Origin of the sequence: Gynurincola endophyticus (assembly GCF_003991195.1) — a bacterium.
GTDB lineage: Bacteria > Bacteroidota > Bacteroidia > Chitinophagales > Chitinophagaceae > Gynurincola > Gynurincola endophyticus.
In genome coordinates, this window is the sequence record NZ_RCWL01000007.1 from 235,229 (window position 1) to 252,714 (window position 17,486).

At 38.1% G+C, this 17,486-nt stretch carries 11 protein-coding genes; 3 read left to right on the top strand and 8 right to left on the bottom strand.

Translation table 11 applies throughout. The features are described 5' to 3' along the window. Positions 1-80 precede the first annotated feature (80 nt). The 3 genes from D9O48_RS14045 to D9O48_RS14060 form a co-directional block, all read right to left on the bottom strand. Entirely contained in the window at positions 81-725 is a 645-nt protein-coding gene (locus D9O48_RS14045) for a YciE/YciF ferroxidase family protein (RefSeq protein ID WP_126973606.1), read from the bottom strand. A 2,000-nt stretch (positions 726-2,725) separates the two neighbouring features. Continuing rightward, entirely contained in the window at positions 2,726-3,352 is a 627-nt protein-coding gene (locus D9O48_RS14055; RefSeq protein WP_126973608.1) for a hypothetical protein, read from the bottom strand. A 139-nt stretch (positions 3,353-3,491) separates the two neighbouring features. Next, positions 3,492-4,154 carry a DUF6766 family protein gene (locus tag D9O48_RS14060; protein WP_126973609.1) on the bottom strand — a complete coding sequence of 221 codons (663 nt, stop codon included), beginning with the start codon at positions 4,152-4,154 and terminating at the stop codon, positions 3,492-3,494. 349 nt (positions 4,155-4,503) lie between these two features. Between D9O48_RS14060 and D9O48_RS14065 the strand changes: the two genes are divergently transcribed. After that, entirely contained in the window at positions 4,504-6,021 is a 1,518-nt protein-coding gene (locus tag D9O48_RS14065; protein ID WP_126973610.1) for an FAD-dependent oxidoreductase, read from the top strand. Positions 6,022-6,024: 3 nt separating this feature from the next. Here the strand turns inward: D9O48_RS14065 and D9O48_RS14070 are convergent, their stop codons facing one another. The 4 genes from D9O48_RS14070 to D9O48_RS14085 all read right to left on the bottom strand — a co-directional run bounded on the left by D9O48_RS14070 (position 6,025) and on the right by D9O48_RS14085 (position 12,780). Further along, positions 6,025-6,741, bottom strand: a complete 717-nt coding sequence (locus tag D9O48_RS14070) for a hypothetical protein (protein WP_126973611.1) — start codon at positions 6,739-6,741, stop codon at positions 6,025-6,027. Between the two features lie 212 nt (positions 6,742-6,953). Next, a complete protein-coding gene (locus tag D9O48_RS14075; protein WP_199750581.1) occupies positions 6,954-8,378 on the bottom strand; it encodes a RagB/SusD family nutrient uptake outer membrane protein in 1,425 nt (474 codons plus the stop codon). Positions 8,379-8,437: 59 nt separating this feature from the next. Beyond that, entirely contained in the window at positions 8,438-11,554 is a 3,117-nt protein-coding gene (locus D9O48_RS14080) for a SusC/RagA family TonB-linked outer membrane protein (protein WP_126973613.1), read from the bottom strand. An 890-nt stretch (positions 11,555-12,444) separates the two neighbouring features. Then, positions 12,445-12,780, bottom strand: coding sequence for a hypothetical protein (locus D9O48_RS14085; RefSeq protein WP_126973614.1), 336 nt, complete (start codon positions 12,778-12,780; stop codon positions 12,445-12,447). 203 nt (positions 12,781-12,983) lie between these two features. Between D9O48_RS14085 and D9O48_RS14090 the strand changes: the two genes are divergently transcribed. After that, positions 12,984-15,404, top strand: coding sequence for a hypothetical protein (locus D9O48_RS14090; protein ID WP_126973615.1), 2,421 nt, complete (start codon positions 12,984-12,986; stop codon positions 15,402-15,404). 71 nt (positions 15,405-15,475) lie between these two features. On the opposite strand, the gene D9O48_RS14095 is transcribed toward D9O48_RS14090, so the two are convergent. Next, positions 15,476-16,024, bottom strand: a complete 549-nt coding sequence (locus D9O48_RS14095; protein WP_126973616.1) for an AAA family ATPase — start codon at positions 16,022-16,024, stop codon at positions 15,476-15,478. A gap of 135 nt (positions 16,025-16,159) precedes the next feature. On the opposite strand from D9O48_RS14095, the gene D9O48_RS14100 reads away from it, so the two are divergent. Further along, complete coding sequence (locus D9O48_RS14100; protein WP_126973617.1) at positions 16,160-17,125, top strand: helix-turn-helix transcriptional regulator; 966 nt, start codon at positions 16,160-16,162, stop codon at positions 17,123-17,125. Positions 17,126-17,486: the final 361 nt, after the last annotated feature.

Genomic DNA, 17,486 nt, shown 5'->3' on the forward strand with positions numbered 1-17,486 from the left:
ATAAAGGACAATAAAAAATAGGAGCCGTTAAGGCCCCTATTGTTATTAATCATAGTTGGATTTTTATGAGGATTGTAGTGTTATTTTTTCTCTTTAGAAGTGGCTGTTGTTTCTTCTACCTCTTCATCTTCTTCGTCATCATCTGATTCGTTATCCGCCATCGGATTAATATACGTTTCTGCTATTTCTGTTAAGAGCTCGTCTGCATCTTCTTCTTCCCAGAGTGTTTTCTCCAGCAAGCGGGCAACATCCTCTCTGTCGATGGTTTTGGCAACCTGCACCAAACTACCATATGATGCGATTTCATAGTGCTCAATTTTTTGAGCGGCAATGATTAATGCGGCATCCCTGGTCATTGTACCTTCAGTTGTTTCTTTGATGAGCGTATTGGCCTCATTTGTGAGCCCTTCCATGGCTTCACATTTTTTACCTTCCGGTTCCTTACCCATCATTTTGAAGATTTTTTCTAAGCGAGAAGCGTGTTTTTGCGTCACATATTTATGATCTTCAAAAGCATCCTGTAATTCGGGAGTCGTTGCTTCCGAATGCATTTTATTGAGTGCGGTGGCTAGATGTTTTTCTGCCCAGTACATGTCTTTTAACATGTCAATGAAGAGTTTCTCTAATAAACTCTCTTGTTGATTTTTTTTAGCATCAGCTTTTTTTTGTCCGGATTCTGTTTTTGTTTCGGTTTTTTTAGCTGTAGCTGCTGTATTCGCTGCCATATAGTTATTTTTATAAATTTTACATTGTGAAGCCAGCCGTACGCCGGCTGACTTCGTAATGATTGTGCCTGCTATTTAATTATTTGTATTACCTCCACATGAATGATTAAATAGTACGGCTATATGAACGAGAGTGTGACGCAGTACCACGTTTTGAATTATACCCTCTGCCGCCATCACGATTATAAGCATCGCCGGTATGGTGAGAATTGCCGCGGTTTTCATTTACGCGATCTGAATCTCTCCAGGATGCACTATGTCTTCTGGGCGAATCATTGTTATTAAAGCTTCGGTCTTGCGAATATTCACCGCGGCCTGAGTAATCAATATCATAATCACCCGCATTTGAATGACGGTTACCACTACCGTACTCATTTTGATTGGAAGCAAAGCCTCTGCGTTCTGAGCGGCGTGGATTACTTTGATTCATCGGCCAGCCGTTTCGCTGTGAAGATTGGTTATCATAATCATCGCGTTGTTGTGAACGTTGATTACGTCCGGAAGAACCCTGATTGTATCCGTAAGAGCCTTCACCGCGTCCGTATGAACTTTGGTTGCGTTCGTTAGAGCGTTGTCCTCTGCCGGAAGAACCCTGGTTACGGCCAGAAGAACCCTGATTGTATCCGTAAGAGCCTTCACCACGTCCGTATGAACTTTGGTTACGTTCGTTAGAACGTTGTCCTCTGCCGGAAGATCCCTGGTTACGGCCAGAAGAACCCTGATTGTATCCGTAAGAGCCTTCACCACGCCCGTATGAACTTTGATTACGTTCGTTAGAACGTTGTCCTCTGCCGGAAGATCCCTGGTTACGTCCGTACGATTCCTGACCACGTCTTTGTGAACCCTGCTGACGTCCGGNTCCCTGGTTACGTCCGTACGATTCCTGACCACGTCTTTGTGAACCCTGCTGACGTCCGGAAGATCTTTGATCACGATCTGAATATCCCTGGTTGTAACCATAAGAACCTTCATCATCACCTACGCCAAAAGAATGCATTCCACGATAATCTCCGCGTCTTAATTCTCGATTATCGTTTGATGAATATCCTCTTCCTTCATTACGTTGATAACGGCGTTGGTTGTTATATTCATTATCGTCTTCATCGCTATCCAGATCATCATCGTATTTATCAAATTCTCTGTGATCATTATAGTTTTCTACATCATGATCTTCATATCCTTCGTCTTCATCGAAATAATCGTCTTCATCATAGTAATCTTCAATATCATAGTCTCTATCATAATCGTCTTCATCATAACCTCTGTTTCTTTTTTCGTAATCTTCTGAATAGCCGTATTCAGATCCACGATTACCGCTTTGTGAATGACGTCGTTCAGACCCGAAAGGTTGTTGCTGTTGCTGACTCATGGAACCAAATCCATGGCGTCCTGATCTTTTTTTCATAATTAATCGTTTTTAAAAGGTTAAGAACTTATTGATCGGGACGTATAAATTATGATCAGTAATTTATACGTCGTTAAAATTTAGAATAATCACTTATTTTAAAAATAAACGATGGTTATCGCACATCAATTCATTGCTATCTTATCAATAGTTATTTATTGACTCAATGTTACTGTATTATTGTATTGATGTTTTAACTGCGTTTGCTACGATGGCATAACGATTTGTTTAGGAGTAGCCGGTACTGAGATAAGCATTTATGGCAAACCGCAATCAACAAATTTCAAGAAGGCGTGTAGATTGGACTTATTATATTAAACAAAAAAAATATGCCAGTCCTTTGCCAATAGATTTTTGTTGATTATTAAAAAAATAAGAAAATGATGTAGATTAAATGCAACAAGGAGTTCACATAAGTGGTATCTTTTTTCATTGATGCCACTTATGCTAAACAATAATTGTTAAATTATTGTTTACTATTTTTTACAGTGAAACACTATTACTTGTATATTGATATGATATCATTTTATCAATATTTAATGTTGTTTGTTCAATTGAATTGATTTTATTAAAACTGTTACAAAAGATGAAGATATTATCCTCCGATCTCCGGTTCCAGTAATCTGTTGATAAATGTTTTCCATTGAGCTTCGGAAACACCTATGAGTCCGACACTTGCAACAATCGCGTTACGGATATTGTCAGTTATTTTGTCTGTATCTGTATTAGCTACTTCATTTCTGCCGAAATAAAGTGCCGTTACAATATTTCCTTCTCTTTTTACTATGTAAGTTCCTGTTGCAGAGTCTTCAAAGAAATGCGCAGTCTCTTCATTTTTATCTTTCGGGTTAGAAGAAGCACGAATTCGAAATCCGAATTCTTCTTTTTCCATATTCGGAGTGCTTCGGTCTTCAATCACATCTACCATCACCCAGTCATATCCGTCGCCGGCAGCATTTCCGGGCGCAGGAAGTTTTATTTTTATATAATCTCCCGGTTGTGCGAGGCGGTTAAGCTCCTGCCCATGTTCATCTACTAAAGTGAAAGTTGGACTTAAAGCTCCACACAGTTCATGCCATACACCGGGGTTTAAAATTCTTTTGCAGGCTCGTGTGAATGCATTTTGTGCTTCTTCGCGTTTGTTGTATTCGCGTGAAGAGTTTAATGCTGTTTGTTTTCCTTTGAATTCTGGCGGTACCAGAATATCCTGAATATTGTTCATAGAATTAGAATTAAATGTAATAATGTATCCTTTGTTAGCGCTAAGTATGTACCATACAATGACTCTTTAAATAGTATAGTTGAAAAGTCATCGTTTAAACACACTGGTGGATATCGGAATGAATTATACATGATTAGCATTATGAACTTCCTGTTTCATAAATAGGAGCATCTACCGGTTTGGATTCCGGTGATCCTTTTTGCCGTAACCAGATAGAGAGAATCACTAATGATAATACAGATAGAAATTCACTTTGCCAGTTTTGAAATGATTCAAACCAAAAACGTGAAGTGGTTAGGTAGGAAGTCCATTCCTCAACTGGTAATTGTTTTTCCTGCTGATCATCTGTATAATTTTTGTAGCTGCCGTAAAAGTGTAATATAAAAGAAATCAGAAACAATAATACAAAAGCAATGCTCAGCGAATTACTATAAAGGTTTAACCAGAAGCCTTGTTTCTTTACGGGCCAGGGTGCTTCTGCATGTGCCTTAGGCGACCGGTCTACCGCTTCTTTTTTAGCAGGATCTTTAGACTCTGCAGATCCGATCTGGTATAGTTTAACAGTGAGTAATACATACAATGCCATTTGTAGAAATTCGCTTTCCCAATTCTCAAAAGTAGCCTGTATAAAATGCCCGCTTTGCGCATATTGTACAGGTGTTAAGGAAGAACGGTCCTGCTCGGAAAGCTCATGATTTTTGTATCGGTAGCCACTTATAAATTGCCCTGTAAAACTAAGTAACATCAAAAACACCAATACAATCGATAATCCGTTACGCTTGAAATAAGAATACTTTTTCATAATGCTGCAATTAGATAAAAGCTAAACAGTTGATTGAATAAAAAGTACCGGTTTAAGTTGAAGGGAAATTGTAGAGGATGATTAATTGATATAAATAATTATACCAACTCGATGTCGCGTAAGTGTAATCACTTATTTGTTCATTTCCCATTTGAAAATAAATGAAATTTAGTATGTGGAATCAATCCGCAAGATGCTGACTTTATCATGTGGCATAAAGTTTTAAATATTTATCATTACCGGATGAATTTTAATGATAAAGTAAAGTGTCTGAGTTTCTCTGTAATACTAATATCTATAAAGAGAAATACCTCCCGGATATTTTTATGAAAACAAAAAAGAGAAAATCATGAAAAGAGATGGATTACTAAAAAGTATCTGGCAAGATATGGCGCCAGCTTATCAACCTCTTAATAAAAGGCAGCCCAATAAAGTTTACGATGTTTTAATTGCCGGGGCAGGAATAACCGGTTTAACCACAGCCTTGCTATTACAAACACAAGGTAAAAAATGTATTCTCGCAGAAGCACATTCTATCGGTTTCGGAACTACAGGCGGAACTACAGCACACCTTAATACTATATTGGATACAACTTATCCTGAAATTGAATCCGCTTTTGGTAAAGATGAAGCGAAACTCGTGGCTGATAGCGCTAAAGAAGCAATTAAGCTCATTAAAGAAATTGCTGCTGCTAATAATATTGACTGTGACTTCGAATATAAAACAGGTTATCTCTTCGCACAGAATGAAAAAGAAGAAAAACAATTGAAGGAGATTATTGAAGCCGGTTTAAGAGCTGGAATAGAGATGGAATGGACAGAAGGTATTCCTTCTCCGATTCCGTTTACCAAAGCTTGTGCTATTCAACAACAGGCGCAATTTAATATTGCTGTTTATTTAATGGGCCTGGCGAAAGCATTTGAAAAAGCAGGTGGGGTCATTTTGCAAGATTGTCTGGTTGATCTTCCTGATAAAAACAATCATCTTGTTTCTACATCCCTTGGTAATATTAAAGCCAAAGACACTGTGTTTGCCACGCATACTCCTCCTTCTGTGAATATTTTACATTTCAGATGTGCCCCATACAGAAGTTATGCGGCCGCTATCACTTTAAATGATGAAAACTATCCTGACGGTTTAGTTTACGATATGGAAGAACCTTATCATTATTTCAGAACATATACTTTCAATAATAAATCTTATCTGATTGCCGGTGGTTTTGATCATAAAACCGGCCATCAGGAAAATTCTACAGCTACTGTACGGCAATTGGAAGCTTATCTGAAAAAGTATTATGATGTAAAGTCGATAGACTTTGTATGGTCGTCACAATACTATATTCCCACTGACGGATTACCTTATATTGGTAAATTACCTGGTTGGGACCGCGTTTATACAGGAACCGGTTTTAACGGTAATGGAATGATATTCGGTACGTTGAGCGGTAAAATCATCTCAGATATGATTTTGAAAAAAGAAAACAGATATGAAGGTTTATACAGCCCATCACGTATTAAACCATTGGCTGGCTTTGTATCATTTGTGGAAGAAAATGTGGATGTGGCAAAACAGTTTATCAGTAAGCGATTCAGTTATGAGCAAATAGATGAACTGGTGAAACTTTCAAATGATGAAGCTAAACTGGTAGAGTACAAAGGCAAGCGCATGGCTTTGTACAAAGACGATAATGGTCAATTGCATGCATTAGATCCGGTTTGCCCGCATGCAGGTTGTATTGTTGTTTGGAACAATGCTGAAAAAACCTGGGATTGTCCGTGCCATGGTGCCAGATATGCTATAGATGGCAGCTTGTTAAACGGACCATCTATCAAAGGGTTATCGAAAGTGGCTATCTATGAAAGCTAAGAATTATTTCAATGTATTCGCGAATTCGAATACCTGAATTAAATCATCATCAGATTTTAGTGAAAGTTTATTTTGATCAATAAAGTTTTTAACCTGATCTTTCTTCATTCCGAAAAAAGCAACGATCACATTTTTATTTTTACCGAGGCGTTCCAGTCTTTTTTCATTGTTGAGTGAATAACCGTAGAAAGAAATGTTTTTATTATATTTTCTGGTAAGAGAAGCATCCCCGTATGCTTTAGAGTCGTTATAACTGATTACATAGCTGCGATACAGTTTGAAATTATCTCCATCCTGAAGTACTTCCACTATTTTTGCGTCTTTTGCATTGATTGCACCGTTTACACTGCCCACTCCTCTTAAAACGACCGGTATTATTTTACCGTCTCTTGGATAAGCTTTAAGAATTAATTCCTTTATAGGAGCCCCGACAATCATTGCTTCATTTTTGCTGTTCAATACAATGAGTTCGTTGGTTTCAAGATTGATTTTAGCTTTTATGTCTTGATATTTTTTTCCGTTCAAAAAAACGATATCGGCTAGTAAATAATTATCATCGAAATAAGGACTTCCTTCTACGTTAAAAGCTGTTGTCATTTTTAACGGCATACCGTTTACGTCATTCCAGAATCCGTTTAAACCTGAATCCATTGTAACCTGTGCAGGTAAATTACTAATGATGGTCATTAATAGTGTGAAAAGAACAGGAAGCTTTTTCATTGTAGTAGTTTGTAATGATGGTTGAAAGATGCTTACAGCAGAAGCGTAAAATTCAGGAAAAAAGAGTTCTTCTGTTACCATCAAGGTGCGAAAAAAAAAGCAAAAAAGCAAATAAAATAAGGTGGTATTCTATTAAATAATTCATAAAAAAAGACCCGGTAATATTACCGGGTCTTTTGAAAAAAGCTCACAGGAGTCTATCTTTTTGATTATTAATTAATCAACTTATTGTATCTCACTTCTTCAGAAGGAAGTGGCCATAAATATGCCTGGTTGCTTGGAGCTACTGCATTTACGGATACTCCACCCGGAACTGCTTTTGCAGGGAAAGGTTGAACCAGTCGCAGGATGTCAAGGCTTCTTACTCCTTCACCCAGGAATTCGATATTTCTCTCCAGTAAAATAGCAGCAATCAATGCATCATTTGTTGCAAAGTCTCCGGTAGTGAAAGTAGTGGTGGCATCAGCTCTGTTACGAACTGCATTTAATAATGCCACAGCTCTTGTGTCAACCGTTGAACTGGTGCGTGCAATTGCTTCACTCAGGCTCAATAATACATCAGAGTATCTGATAATCGGAGCCCAGTCAAGGAATGGCCCTGGTGAAGGATATTTTGACAACCAGGTTTTACCATCATTTACAACGGTCATGTCTCTTCTTTCGTCAGCGGCAGTCCAGCTTGGCTCGCCCCAGATACCTGAAGGATTCAAATAGAAAATACCTGCTGCACCACCTACACCGTTCGGCATATAGTAGAAGCCTAACTGGCTTTGACCACCAGGTTGCTCGTTTGCGTTGAATGGCATAGAAAAAATAGATTCAGTTGTCATATAGTTACTGAAAACATCGGCAATGTTTGCTTGTAGTGCATGTGCAACACCGGTAGAGGCTGCGAAAGGAGCACTTGCAGAAACAATTTTGTTTGCTTCGGTTACTACACTAGGGTAGTCAGCCATGCTGAGATAAGCTCTAACCTTGAAAGCGATCGCAGTATTTCTGTGTGCGCGGATCGTATTCAATTCTGCTGAAGAGTAATTCAATGGCAGATTGGTTTCAGCAAAGTTCAGGTCGTCGATGATCTGACCATAAACCTGGGCTACAGTACTACGTGCAAGATCGTTCATACCGCCACCTTTAATACCTACGAGGCGTAAAGGTACACCAGGTTTGCTACCGTTTCCGTCAGGGTAAGGCATTGCAAAGAACTGCAATAAAGAATAGTAAGCTACAGCTCGAACGAATCTTGCTTCCGCATTAAAGCGTGCAGCATCTTCGCCGGCAACTGCATTACCTTTTTCCACCATACCATCTAAGAAAAGGTTTGCGCGGTTAATTACTGTATAACAAGCATTCCAAAGGTTGTTTACTTCGTTGTCAGTATCAGCCTCCGAAAATTCCCATGCTGCACGGGCTGTTACACGGTTCGGGTCATTTGACAGGAAGTTTTCTGCTCTGACATCGTTATAAATTAAATATCTTGATCCAAGTAGGTTGCTGGCTCTCAGCCCGGCGTATAAACCGCGTACCTGGTTTTCAATTCTGTCTTTTGTTTCGAAAACTGTTGCATCTGAGAATGAAGTTCTTGAAAAAGTTTCAAGGTTCGCATCTTTCACGCAACCGGTCGTCGATAGGATCATTAATAATATTAGACTATATAATAGATTATTCTTTTTCATGTTATCTCCGATTTTTTAAGTTAGAAACCAACATTTAAACCAACAGTGAGTACTCTTGCATTACCTACAGTGTTTCTATCAACACCTTGGTTGGCATTACCGGTACCGTTTGAAGAAACCTCCGGATCCGGCCCTCTATACTTTGTTGCGAGGAACAGGTTTTGTCCACTGATATAAAGTCGGGCATTAGAGATTTTCAGTTTTGAAGCTACTTCAAATGGAAGGTTGTAACCTAAAGAAAGGTTTCTTAATCGTAAGAAGTCTCCTTTTTCAACATTATCAGAAATAGGGAAAGCAGAACCGTTAGAAGTGTTATCAGCATATACTAATCTTGGAATATCTGTAACATCTCCTGGTTTTTGCCAGCGGTTTAATACTTCTTTATTACTGTTCCAGAAGCGTTGATCTAAGGTTGTTGCTCTTGTACCATTATAAACGTAGAAGCCTAACTGGTAAGTCAAAAGAATGTTCAGATCAAAGTTTTTGTATTTAAATGTATTCTCGAAACCACCGAAGTATTGAGGATTGGTATTTTTCCATACTTTCTGAGCTAAAGCTGTATTTAAGTTTGGAGCTACCTGACCGTTATCTCTGTAAGTATAACGTTGTCCGGAAGGAGCTGAGTGATCATACAATAACTCTCTGCCGTTTTCATCAACCAATACTCTTCTACCTGTTTGAGGATCTACACCGCGAGATTCAACAACATAAGTCATACCGATAGAATATCCTGGTAATGTAATGTTTGCGGTTTCAAGCTGAGTAGCAGTAGGGATGTTGTCTACACCTTCAGCTAATCTTGTTACCTGGTTTTTATTATAGGTAATGTTGAATGAAGTATTCCAGGTGAAGTCTTTACCCATGATAGGTGTTGCGTTTAAAGTAAACTCAACCCCTCTGTTGTACATTGCACCCACGTTCTGAAGAACTGAGTTCGGCATACCGGTTGATAATGCGTTTGGTACACTTAATAATAATCCGTCGATATCATTATTATACCATGCGAATTCCCCACTGATACGATCGTTTAACAATCCGAAGGTAAATCCGATATCTGTTTTCTTACTGGTTTCCCAGGAAAGTAAATTGTTACCTGCCTGACTGAAGGTAAGTGTAGGATTTCTTTGGTACAAACCTGATCCGCTAAAGAATGAGAAAGAGGCAAAGTTACCGATACCGGAAATATTACCTACAGTACCATAACTTGCACGTAGCTTAAAGGTGTTTACCACATCTGCTAAACCTCCTTGCCAGAATGATTCTTTAGCGATATCCCAGGCACCGGAAATACTGTAGAAGTTACCCCATTTTAAACCCGGAGCAAATGCAGAGTAACCATCTCTTCTGTAGCTACCTGATACGAAGTACTTTTTATCATAATCATAGCTTGCTCTTCCGAAGTATGAACCGAGGAAGTTTTCACCCAGTCCTAAGCCGGTTGCTAACGGAGTAGTGAAACCACCCTGAATTACATCATAAAAAGCATCACTTACACCTTGTCTTAATAAACCGAATCCTTCATTAGTACTTTTTTGTTGCTCAGAACCGATCAACAAACCTACACTGTGTTTATCCATGAAGGTTTTATCATATTGAAGGGTATTGGTCCAGGTCCATCTTTGGTTTTTATTCAAAGTACTGAACGCACTACCGTTATTGGCGAAACCGTCACCGATGAGGGCAGTGTAGAAGTTTTTGTTATCTGTTAAAAGATAATCAATACCATAAGATGATCTGAAGGTAATGTCTCTCGTTGGTTTAGCCATTAAGTAGAAATTACCGATCACTCTGTTATTGGTAGTATGCGCATAGTTTTTGTCTAAGATCGGTTGAGGATTCCAGAAAGTAATATTTTCAATATTGTTTCCTCTTCCGATAGCGTTTCCATTCAGGTTATAAGAACCGTCAGGGTTATAAGGAGAAACGTTTGGCGGTAATGCTAACGCCAGACGACCGGCACCTGCAGAAGCGAAAGCTGCATCAGGTAATGATCCGGTATTGATAGTTGCAGCGTTTAATTCGTTTGCATAAGAAGCATTCAATCCGAAAGTTAACCATGAAGTAGCTTTATGGTCGGCATTGAATCTAACTGTTTTACGATTAAAGTCGTTACCTCTTACAATACCTTCCTGATCAGTGTAACCGATAGAGAAGAAATAAGAAGTCATGTCGTTGGCACCGCTCACACTTAAACCGTGGTTGTGCGAAACACCATCTCTGTAAATAACATCACCCCAGTCAGTATCTACCATTGAACCGTCTGCATTGTAAGAAGGTAAATATCTGTCAGGAATACCTAAGTTGGCTGTTCCTTCGTTTTTGATCGTCATATATTCCTGAGCGTTTAACATTTCCCACATTCTGGTAGGAGAGGTAAGGCCCACCCAACCGTCATAGGTCATTTTAGCTCTGCCCTTTTTACCTTTTTTAGTAGTAATTACTACTACACCATTTGCAGCTCTACTACCATAGATAGCGGTTGCAGCGGCATCTTTCAGGATGTCCATGCTTTCGATATCGGCAGGGTTAATATTTGACAATACGTTAGAGGCGGCAATTGTACTACTCACATCACCTGTGTAAGTTACCATTCCGTCAATTACGATTAACGGTTGAGAACTCAGGTTGATAGAGTTAGTACCTCTGATTCTGAATACAGGAGGGTTATTCAATACCCCGTTCGGAACCGTGATCTGAACCCCCGCAGCCCGACCCGCTAAAGCGGCGTCAAAACTTTGTACGGGTTTGTCGGCCACAGCAGTACCTCTAACGGTAACGATATTACCGGTGAGTTCTTTTCTGCTTTGTACTCCGTAGCCAACTACCACCACTTCTTCTAAACTACTATCCTGATCTTTTAATACAACATCGATCGTAGCTTTATCTCTGATAGCTACTTCAACCGGTTGTTTGTCAATTCCACTAAATACAAGTGTTCTTCCGTTATCCGGAACAGAGAGCGAGTAAGTTCCGTCTTCTTTTGTAATGGTACCGATGGAAAGGCCCTTTACAACAACAGAAACGTTGGGAATGGGAATCCCGGTTTCGTCTGTTACTTTACCAGAAATAGTTTTCTGTGCTAATAACACTCCACACGAAAAAACCAGGAGCATTAGCATGGACAGCTTTTTTCTCATATGCTTTTTTTGGTTTAATGACACTTTTAAATAAGGCAATAGCCTACCCTTTCCAAGAACTATCTCAATTTTTTGCAGCTCAAATCGCTGAAAATTTGATGATAGTCTCAGATCAAGACTTTTGTAACACCCTAAAAATTAATGCTAACGTTTGAGAATAAATCTCTTATAGGAATAGTGAAAGATATAGTTATATCTCAACAAGCCAGTTTTCCGAACGCAGTATATCTTTTACACCTTAGTGTGATTGTATAAGAAATATATTCCTTCGTTAATGGTATTATTGTTTTGGTTATTAATTAGTTAGTTGGTTCATTTTTGATTAGTGTAACCGGGTATGGATTTTGCTATCATTTAAAGGCATAAATAATCACTTAAAAGCAGCTTATGCATTGAAAAACAAACAGCTGTATATGCCTTTCGAGTACCGTGTTTGTAGTGGACTTTTCTTCGTTTGTATTGCACATATAGAATATGCGAAACATGCTTTCAAATATATGTAAAGAATTTCAACAAACCTATCAAGATAAGTATGTTTTTCGGCTTAATTTTTAATTTTAATAATGAAAACTGTGACTTTCAGCTTAGTATGAACAAAAAATCTTTTGTTAATACAAAAGCATGATTGTTAGCCCGTTGTTTTATAACGCGTTAGTGTAAAAAGAAGATGTGTTTGTTGTATTTTTTTATCCTGTTCACATCCATCTCTAACCTTATAATCTACATATATACGATTTCCAGTCATTTATTGGTTAAACCCTGACCTGTTCAACGTCTACTTCTTGTAAGTTTATCAGGCATGTTTTAGTATTTATATCTGTTGATCTGTTTATTATCAATGGATTGACAGCGGTATACTAATTTGCTTTTTGTGTGCTCGCTTTGGCTGCTTACCAGTAACTTTTTTGTAGAGATGGATTTTTAAATGAAGTATCCTGAATGAATGTTTTTAAGTAACGATTCTTTGTACGGGTATAAAAAGTTACGCTTGCTTTTTTATTAGTATGATTGATATAATGAACATCTACCGAACGTATACTTTTAATCACTGTTGAAGAAGTAATGATTCCTGTAATATTAATAACCGGAATAATTGTTTCCTGTTTTGATGTGGTGTTGATGAGGTGCAGATTTTCCAGCAAGATGTCATATTCACAACATACAGATAATTTCGTTCTGTTATATACAAGTGCCAGTATTAGAGTGATCAGAAGATAGCCGGTCACCGTTAAGATGCAAAATAAAAATTGCTGGAAGTAATAGGATTATAATTAACAAAAGCTTTCGTGTGTTTCGGTAGTCGATGGATAATAAAACACGGTCTGAATAGATCATGAATACAACAGGTTGATTATTATTCTATAAAAATAAGTACAAATGTTGCAAATAGAGTAACTTTAAAGGGCTGTTTAACCAAAGACCCGGAAACATGTTGAAAATAGTTTTGCTCTCTGCTGCAGTTACTTTGATTGGTATTTGTAAAGTTTTTTCTCAATCAGCCGATATTGATTCATTAGTTAGTAGAATGGAGCGCTATGCTCAGGTTCACCCCTCTGAAATTCTTTATCTGCACCTGGATAAAACGATTTATTCAAATAATGAAACCATCTGGTTCAGCGCTTATCTGTTTAATACTACTGCCGATCATTTAAAAGATCACTCGCTGTTTTCGGTGGCGCTGGTAAACGAAGAAAACAGAAAAGTTGAAATCCAAAACCGGTATCCCGTTTATGGTGGCTGGGGAACCGGAAGCTTAAGTATTCCCGACAGTATTCCTCCCGGTAATTATCAGTTAGTTGCGATGACAAATGTGCTTTCGAACGATAGCTTACCTGTTGCACTCTTTAATCAGCCGATCAGTATCAAGAACGTTAAAACAATGAGTGTTAATACCTCATTGGCACTCATGGATACTGTATTGACCCAAAACGGTGTTATCCGGGCTAAAGTAAGAGTGGAATATCCATATGAAGAGAAAAACAGAAAATATGCCCGTCTGGAATATACTATCGGAAAAGAAATTTCTAAACCGGTTTTGATGAAGGAATATGAATATATCATTACTATACCTGCTGAAAAACTCAATCAACCCGATCCGGTTTTAACCACTACTATTAAATATAATAATGATATCAGGCACCTGAGTATAAAATTGCCAGCCCTGAAAGCCGATTATATCAATTTGCGTTTTTTTCCTGAAGGAGGTACGCTGGTAAACAAACTCGAAAGCAGAGTTGCCTGGGAAGCGAGTACTTCACATGCACAGCCGGTTGCTGTCAGTGGTGTTTTGTACGAAGATAATATACCGATCGATACTATTCAAACTGACGAAACGGGTATTGGAATATTTAAGTTAAGGCCGTTGCTGCAAAAAAAATATTCTGTTCGCCTGGTAGCCAATCCTTATCAGAAAAGAGACTCGGTTTATCAATTACCGGCCTCTGTAGCAAACGGTGTCGTGATGAATATGCCATCAGCATTAATCAATGATACTTTGTATCTGAATATGTTATCTACAGATGCCAGAACAGTAAAAGCAGTCGTTCATAACTACAATGAAGTATATGCAGTTTTTGATTTAACACTTCAGCCGCAAACCAATAGAATTATTGTACCACTGCCAGCTATTTCAAAAGGATTGGCAACGATTACGATTCTGGATCAGCAATCAAGACCGCTTTGTGAAAGAATTTTCTTTGCCCATATTGACAGAAAAGTTAAAACAGCTATCAGCATTGCTAAAACCAGTTATGAACAAAAGGAAAATGTAGAGGTCAATCTGAGTTTTACAGACGAGACCGGCCAGCCGGTAGAAGGTATTGTTTCTGTAGCCGTGGTACAGGATAGTCGTTTTGATTATGAAAAATTACAGGATATTGAAACCTATCTTTATCTGAGAAGTGATCTGGGGGCGCTTCCGCATGATGGTGGTGGATTAAGATTGTTAGAACAGAAAAGCAAACTGGAAAACGTATTGCTGGTAAAAACCTGGAGGCGTTTTACCTGGCAGCAAATGGAACTGAATCATTTATCTCCGGCACCACGTAACTTATTACCGGCACATCATGTACAGATATTAAAGAATAAAAAACAATTGTCTTCGCCGATTTCTGTTGCCATTATGCGCGACTCCAGTATTAATATATTGCAAACAAATAACAGCGGATTACTGAACGTAACGGTAAATGACCTGCTGGTGAAGGAGGGCCGGAAGGTGTTTGCTTTGATTGCAGAAAAAAATAAAAATAGTTATACAATTGATGAATCTGATCCGTTTGATGATTTACAGAAACTAACAGCAGAAAAATTAGAAGTTTCTACCAGAGGAAGAGTAATGGCTATACAGAAAACAAAAGATTGGGAGCTGGATGCCAGTGAAAAAGTATCCGTATTACAAACAGCTGTTGTTGTTGCCAATAAAAGTTCATACGGCGGAGGCACTTCTGTGAATGCCTGTGGTGACTATGTATGTTTGTACAATATTTTGAATTGTCCAAACCACTTTGGAAATCAAGGAAATAAACCACCGGAAACCGGACGTACCTATAAGTCGTCTTTCGGTGGTACGGTTACTTACGGAACCTGTGTGGGTGACCAGCAAAATCCAACCTTAAAAGGTATTTATGAAGCACGTGAGTTTTATGGGGTGGAAGAAGATAGTTTGGGTATTAAAGGGCCGCAATTATTATCTACACTTTTTTGGGCGCCGGGTATTATACTCGATTCAGCCGGCAAAGCAAAGTTTTCATTCTTAACCGGCGATCTGGCGGGCCGTTACAGAATCAGTGTTCAGGGAGTCAGTACAGAAGATGTAGTGGTGGGAGAATCTTTTTTTGAAGTAAAAAAATAATTCAGTAACTGATACAACAAAGGGCTATATGCCCTTTGTGCTTTTATAGAAATGTTGAAGCATCCTATACTTTAGTAACCGATGCAGTCAAGTACAAAATCGGCTCTGATTTCAGGTGTTGCTGCCGGTACTTCAATCAGTTGGTATCCACGATCGAGATAAGTTTTTTTCATCTGCTGAAAAGTGTATTCAGCTTCTTCCCATGTTTGCCTGCGCTCATGGTCGGTGCGATAAATTTCACGCCATGGTGGCAGAATAAAAACTTTTGGATGGTACACACATTTTGCTACTGATTTTAAATATTCTGCTGAAATAGCAATTGACTCCATTTTCATGTAACATAAAGTATCTATGATACTTCTGTCAAAAAAAACAGGTGTAACAATTTGTTTTGCTTTCACTTTTTGGTACGTTTCTATTGCAGCAGTCAACATTAACTGAGCGTATAACAACCGGTTTTTCCAGGGTAACCCGCTACCGCCGTCCGTGATTTGCTGCTGAATAATTCTTCTGGCATCTTCTGGTATGGTTTGATAACCTCTTTGGTGAAGTTGTTGTAAAAGAGTGGTTTTACCTACTCCGGGTCCTCCGGTGATAATATAAAATAAATCAGTGTTCATTTGTTTTAAAAAAAATGTTTTTGTTTGATTTAATTTTCAAAACTGTTTTGTTAAAATGTATTCTTCTATAATGAACTTCTTACCTTAGTGAATACAATAGTTTACGATTTAATGATTGCATAACCTGAATAGCTAATGATCGAACCGCAAACCATCAAAAAATTTGACCGCCTGGTGTCTATCTTTTTTCTTTTACAATCAAAACCTTCTGTAAAAGGAAAAGAGCTGGCTGATCGTTTTGAAGTAAGCCTGCGTACGATTTATAGAGATATTCATACATTGCAGGTTGCCGGCGTACCGATCATCGGTGAACCAGGGTCGGGCTATTCAATTATGGCCGGCTATAAACTACCCCCCATTCTCTTTACAAATGAAGAAGCGTTGAGTATTGCCGCTGTAGAAAAGCTGGCTGAAAAACAATTAGACAAAACCTTATGGATCAATTATAAGCAGGCAAATGAAAAGATAAAATCGGTATTAAGATATAATGATAAAGAGCAGGTAGATTATCTATCTAAAAATATTGCCGTTCACAATGTGAATTTACAATTTAATGAACAATTGCCCAACGGCTTATCACAGATTTTAAAAAGTATCTCTGATCGAAAACAGCTGCTGATAGAATATCAGAAAGGTTTTGACAAAGAAATGTCTGAAAGAATAATCGAACCTTTAGGTGTTTTTCTAAAAAACAGATACTGGTATGTTTATGCATACTGCATTTTGAGAAGAGATTACCGCCATTTCAGAATAGACCGTATTCAGCAGGCACAAAACAATGATCAGCCTTTTACAAAAGAACATAAAGATGTACAAACAGACTTTAAAGAAGGTTACTATCCAAGAAAAAGAGCTGTTATTGAAGTAGCTAAAAAATATGCATTCCTTTTCGACTGGGATAAACAGGCATATGGGTTTCTTCATGAAGAAATCAAAGATGACCTTGTGGTGATGCATTTTGACACTTATGACCTGGTTCAGGCTTTTCCGAGATGGCTGATGATGTATGCTGATATCGCACGGATAATCAGCCCGCAAGAATTAAAGGATAATTTTCTGAAACTTCGCCAAAAAATAGACGCTTTTCAGCTGGAAAAATAGTTTTTTATAAGATGTTGATTAGTAATTGATTGCTTTTGTGAAGAGTTTGTGAAAACTATTCTTCGTACGAAATATTACCTAAATGATAACAATGTGTACTAAAAACATAATGTAGTTTTATAGCGTAATGAATGAGTAAGTGTGGAACCTGGTACAAACCCTAAACCGTAAAGATATTGTGCCCTAATTACTCTAGACAAACTGTGAAGGATTCACACTTAAATCCGATTAGAAGAAGGACAGTGAGTGAAAAGCCATTCATACAACCCTCCAACAGTCTTGTGGAGGGTTTTTTTATGAGTTTAAGTAAACACCCCTATTCTTATAAAATACAAAAAAATGAGGAATCTGCCAATTTTAA